We start from the raw sequence: 4,676 nt of genomic DNA, 5'->3' as shown, positions 1-4,676 counted from the left end.
ACCACCTCCGACTACGACCGCGAGAAGCTCCAGGAGCGCCTGGCCAAGCTCGCCGGCGGTGTGGCCGTCATCAAGGTGGGTGCCGCGACCGAGGTCGAGATGAAGGAGAAGAAGGCCCGCGTCGAAGACGCGCTGCACGCCACCCGTGCCGCGGTGGAAGAGGGCATCGTGCCGGGCGGCGGCGTCGCGCTGGTGCGCGCGCTGACCAAGATCCGCGGCAACGTCGCAGGCGCCAACCACGATCAGGACGTCGGCGTGAGCATTGCGCTGCGCGCCATGGAAGAGCCGCTGCGGCAGATCGTGAGCAACGCCGGCGCCGAGGCCAGTGTCGTGCTGCACAACGTCGCTGACGGCGAGGGTAACTACGGCTACAACGCCAGCAACGGCGAGTACGGCGACATGGTGGACATGGGTATCCTGGACCCGACCAAGGTCACCCGCACCGCGCTGCAGAACGCCGCCTCTGTGGCAGGGCTCATGATCACCACCGAGGCCATGGTGGCGGAAGAGCCCAAGGAAGAGAGCCCGATGCCCGCTGGCGGCGGCATGGGCGACATGGGCGGCATGGGGATGATGTAACCGCGGGTTTTTCACCTGATCAGTGAAAACGCCGCTATGGGGTCGCCAAGGAGGGCGATCCGAAAGGCCCCGCTTCGGCGGGGCTTTTTTTTGGGCACTTGAAGCTTGGTCGTCAGCACCCGCTGGTGCCACAGTGCAGGCAAGTTGAAGGGCGACGGGCCGGGGCGTGCGGCGCAGCCGTGGCGACTGCCGATTTGCAACAAACGCTGCATTCCTGCCACGCCGCCGTAAAGATGTGTCATACTGAAGGGACTTTGCCCCGTAGAAACAAACGGCTGGCTGGAAGACCTCAGATGATTTCGCAAACCAAGGCACGCCGCATACTCATCGCGGCCGTCGCGGTCTGCGCGCTGCTCGTCGGCGCTGCGCCGGTGCTCGCGGGCCCGGACATCCGCTCCGCGGTGGCACTGATCATCGATCACAACGGTAACCGGCTCTACAGCCGCAATGCCAAAGAGGTCCGGCCCATCGCCAGCATCACCAAGCTCATGACGGCCATGGTGGTGCTGGATGCCGAGGTACCGCTGGATGACCCGGTCACCATCACCGAGCAGGATCGCGACCGGATGCGCTGGAGCCGCTCCAGGCTGTATATCGATGAGGCAACGCTGTCTCGACGCGACATGTTGCGGGTGTCACTCATGTCGTCCGATAACCGCGCCGCCCACGCCCTCGGCCGCACCACCTTCGCGGGCGGCACCGAGGCGTTCGTCGACGCGATGAACGCCAAGGCCAAGGCGCTCAACATGCGCGACAGCCACTTCGCGGACAGCTCCGGCCTCGACGCCCGTAATGTCTCAACGGCCGAGGATTTAGTGCGGCTGATCCACGCCGCGGCGCAGTATCCGCTGATCCGTGAGATCACCTCCACCGGCGAGTTCACCGCTCATCCCTATATCGAAACAAAGCGCGGCCCGCTTCAGTATCGCAACACCAACCCGCTGGTGCGCGATAGCCACTGGACCGTGGAGCTCAGCAAGACCGGCTATATCCATGAGGCTGGCCGCTGCCTGGTCATGCAGGCGGTGGTGGCCAAACGGCGGCTCTACATCGTCCTGCTCAACGCGCAGGGTAAGCTGACGCCGGTGGGTGATTCCAACCGGCTGCGGGACTGGCTGCGCAACGGCGGCGATCGGCTCACCGCAGGCCTGGACCCGAGCCGTCATTAGCGGCCTGTCTGGGGCTGACGCAGCGGGCCGTTCCGCCGGGCCCTCCTCTGCAATAGACTGGTCCCGTGCAGCTCCTGATCGACATCGGTAACAGCAGCGTCAAATGGGCGCTCCGGTCGGCGGCCGATGGCGGCCTCTCCGGCTTCGGCGCAGCGCTGCACGGCGGCGCGCTGCCGCTCGACCTGCTGGCCGTCTGGGACGCGCTGAGCGGCATTACCGAGGTCATCGCCGCAGGCGTCGGCCCGCAGCCCGTCAAGGACGCCGTCACGCAAGTCTGCGCGGCCCGCTTCGGCTGGACGCCGCGCTGGGTGGCAGCCCAGGCCGAATCCCACGGCGTGCGCATCGCCTACGCCGTGCCCGAGCGTCTCGGCGTGGACCGCTTCCTTGCCCTCATCGCCGCCCACCGACTCGCCCAAGCCGAAGCCGGGCGGTCCGCCACCCTCATCGTCGATGCCGGCACTGCCATCACCTACGACCTGCTCGCCGCTGACGGCCAACACCTGGGCGGTCTCATCCTGCCCGGCGTCCGCATGATGCGCGACAGCCTGCTCACCGGGACCCAAATTCCTCGCTACGAGCCCACGAATACCAATCTCAACTGGGCCACCGACACGGGCGAGGCCATCGCCGCCGCCAGCATCCAGGCGCCCGCCGCCCTCACGGAGCGTCTGCATCAGCGCCTCGCAGAGCAGTCGGACAGAGCACCCCGACTCCTCCTCACCGGCGGTGACGCCGAGCGCCTTGCCGCCACCATGAGCCTGCAAGCGGAACAGATTCCGGACCTCGTCCTTCAAGGCCTAGCAGCCTTCGCCGCCGATTGAGGCCGCAGGCGAGCTGGCATACAATGCAGCGTTGGCCGCCGGCAACCGTCCGGACGCCTTCCCCTCCCGATGCTGGCGTAGCTCAGTTGGCAGAGCAGCTGATTTGTAATCAGCAGGTCGTCGGTTCGAATCCGTCCGCCAGCTCCATGATTCGAAAGGAGTTTGTCGGTAATCTGACAAGCTCTAAATGCCCGCTTTTCGCCGATTAGGCAACACCCTAGGTAACAACCGACGGCGGTAGGTGGCGACGAAACTTCGCGGGGCTCCACCCACGGTCGGCGGCGGGTGCCTGTAGTCAGTCGGCTCCCGCGCCGGTGCCGAACTGGTACCCCGCCACCTCCAGCCCCGCACAGCGCCAACCCGCCGATTCACTAGACGTGACCAAGAGACGCATCAGCGTCGATGTAATATTCGCGCAATCGGGTTGACCCTATTGAATGACACGCCAGCGGGGTTATTCCGGGGGGCGGGCGCTGGCGTCTGGTCGTGGCGAGGGCGAAAGGGTCGGCGCCAAAGATTTGCTGTGCTCCGACGTCGCCCGTAGGAGTCTGCGAAGTGAAAAGGCATCTGACGGACCTACCCGCCCTGCAGAGAGCTTCACACCTTGACTTAATTGCGAGCCCCCCGGGTCACGGTGGCCCGCCGCTTCTGCATCTGCCTCAACAGCCAGCCCCGCCGAGGATTGTCGTCAGCGCTAGGCCACACAGCTCCCCTTTGAAGCTCGTAAGCTTGGCGGCGGCTTCCGACCCAGAGTGGAAGTCACCGCCTTTCCGGAAGAGGTATATGGTTTTCGCGACGCTCGACTGAAAATCGTGTCTCATCGGCGATCGGCTTTCTTCATCCTCGGTCGATCATGGACCAGCCATCATGAGCGTGCCTACAGCTCCAGGAGCGGGCACTTGGCCTGGAGGAGAGGATTTCTCAGTGTCAGCGAGAGAGCGACCGTCGTCACCCGTGGTCGCACGACCGGTAGGCCGATCACAGCCGACCTTTACCTTGGCAATTGTGTGTGTACTCTCCAACGCCATCTCACCCAGCGTTCGATCGAAACACGCCCGACCCACTTGCAGCTTGCGGCAATGCCCGCTGCGGCATAGCGTTCGAATTATGTAGAACGTCCTACAGGATTGCTGCCATGCAAGAGATCGTCTCCGCCCGCGACGCCAACCAGCACCTCTCTCGGTACCTGGAGCGGGTCGAGCAGGGTGCCGAGATCATCATCACCCGGCGCGGCACGCCCATCGCGCGTCTGCTACCCGTAGAGCGCGGACCGCGCCTTTCGGATGCCCAGCGGGCTGCCCGCGAGCGCTTACGAGAGCGCATGGACCGTGGATACGCCCTCGGCGGGGCTCGGGTCGCCCGTGAGACGCTGCACGAGCGCGGCCTATGAGGGGCAGCGCTTCAGCATCGATACGAACATTCTGGTCTACAGCATCGACAAGGACGCCGGCAGCAAGCACGAGCAGACTCGCGATTTGGTTGACGCCTTAGCGGATCGGGATTGTGTGCTGACGTTACAGGCGGTGGCCGAGTTCTTCCATGCCGTGACACGTAAGGACAAGATGCCCGAAGACGAGGCCGCCGCGATGGTGCATGACTGGATGGAGCTATTTCCAGTGACCACCGCGGATGCGCGTACCCTGAATCCGGCCATCCAGCTCAAGAACGAACATGGCTTCGCGTTCTGGGATGCCATGCTGGTCGAGGCAGCCCGGGCCGCCGGGGTGACGCGACTCCTCACGGAGGATATGCAAGACGGTCGCACGATAGGCGTGCTGCGACTGGAGAATCCGTTCAAGGAGGGCTTCGAGCTCGGCCTCGATTGATCCGAGTGGGCCGAGGCCGGATCGAGAAGGAAATGCGCCCGAAAGCCAAGCAAGCCGACGGCACTAAGGCGGGACGTCTCCGCCCAAGCATCCGTGCCCTGGCCGAGGCGGGCGGCGCCTATCAGGAAAACGAGCCAGGGACAAATACGACGACCCCCCTGGCCCGCTTTACGTCCCTTAGCCGTCGGGAACCGAACCACGCTTGGGGGCCGCTTCCGACCCAATCCGGTCATCTGGCTTGGCGACGTGAATGTCCGCCGAAGCGAGATCACGAGACGACG

Annotated in this window: 5 protein-coding genes and 1 tRNA gene; all 6 read left to right on the top strand. The window is 65.0% G+C overall.

Annotated elements, in window-relative coordinates; genetic code table 11:
* Positions 1-579 (top strand): TCP-1/cpn60 chaperonin family protein (locus I6U14_RS12110; RefSeq protein WP_296899657.1); only part of this gene is annotated, 579 nt, incomplete at its 5' end.
* A gap of 293 nt (positions 580-872) precedes the next feature.
* Entirely contained in the window at positions 873-1,748 is an 876-nt protein-coding gene (locus I6U14_RS12105; RefSeq protein WP_296899655.1) for a serine hydrolase, read from the top strand.
* Positions 1,749-1,813: 65 nt separating this feature from the next.
* Complete coding sequence (locus I6U14_RS12100) at positions 1,814-2,569, top strand: type III pantothenate kinase (protein WP_296899653.1); 756 nt, start codon at positions 1,814-1,816, stop codon at positions 2,567-2,569.
* A 71-nt stretch (positions 2,570-2,640) separates the two neighbouring features.
* Positions 2,641-2,716, top strand: a tRNA-Thr gene (locus tag I6U14_RS12095).
* A 988-nt stretch (positions 2,717-3,704) separates the two neighbouring features.
* Positions 3,705-3,959, top strand: coding sequence for a type II toxin-antitoxin system Phd/YefM family antitoxin (locus tag I6U14_RS12090; protein WP_296899652.1), 255 nt, complete (start codon positions 3,705-3,707; stop codon positions 3,957-3,959).
* Complete coding sequence (locus I6U14_RS12085) at positions 3,931-4,395, top strand: PIN domain-containing protein (RefSeq protein WP_296899650.1); 465 nt, start codon at positions 3,931-3,933, stop codon at positions 4,393-4,395. The genes I6U14_RS12090 and I6U14_RS12085 overlap by 29 nt, the downstream gene beginning before the upstream one ends.
* The last annotated feature ends 281 nt before the right edge of the window (positions 4,396-4,676 follow it).

The organism is Thiohalocapsa sp. (genome assembly GCF_019695415.1).
GTDB lineage: Bacteria > Pseudomonadota > Gammaproteobacteria > Chromatiales > Chromatiaceae > Thiohalocapsa.
Note: the sequence above shows the minus strand (reverse complement) of the source record. Positions and strands in the feature narration are given on the sequence as shown.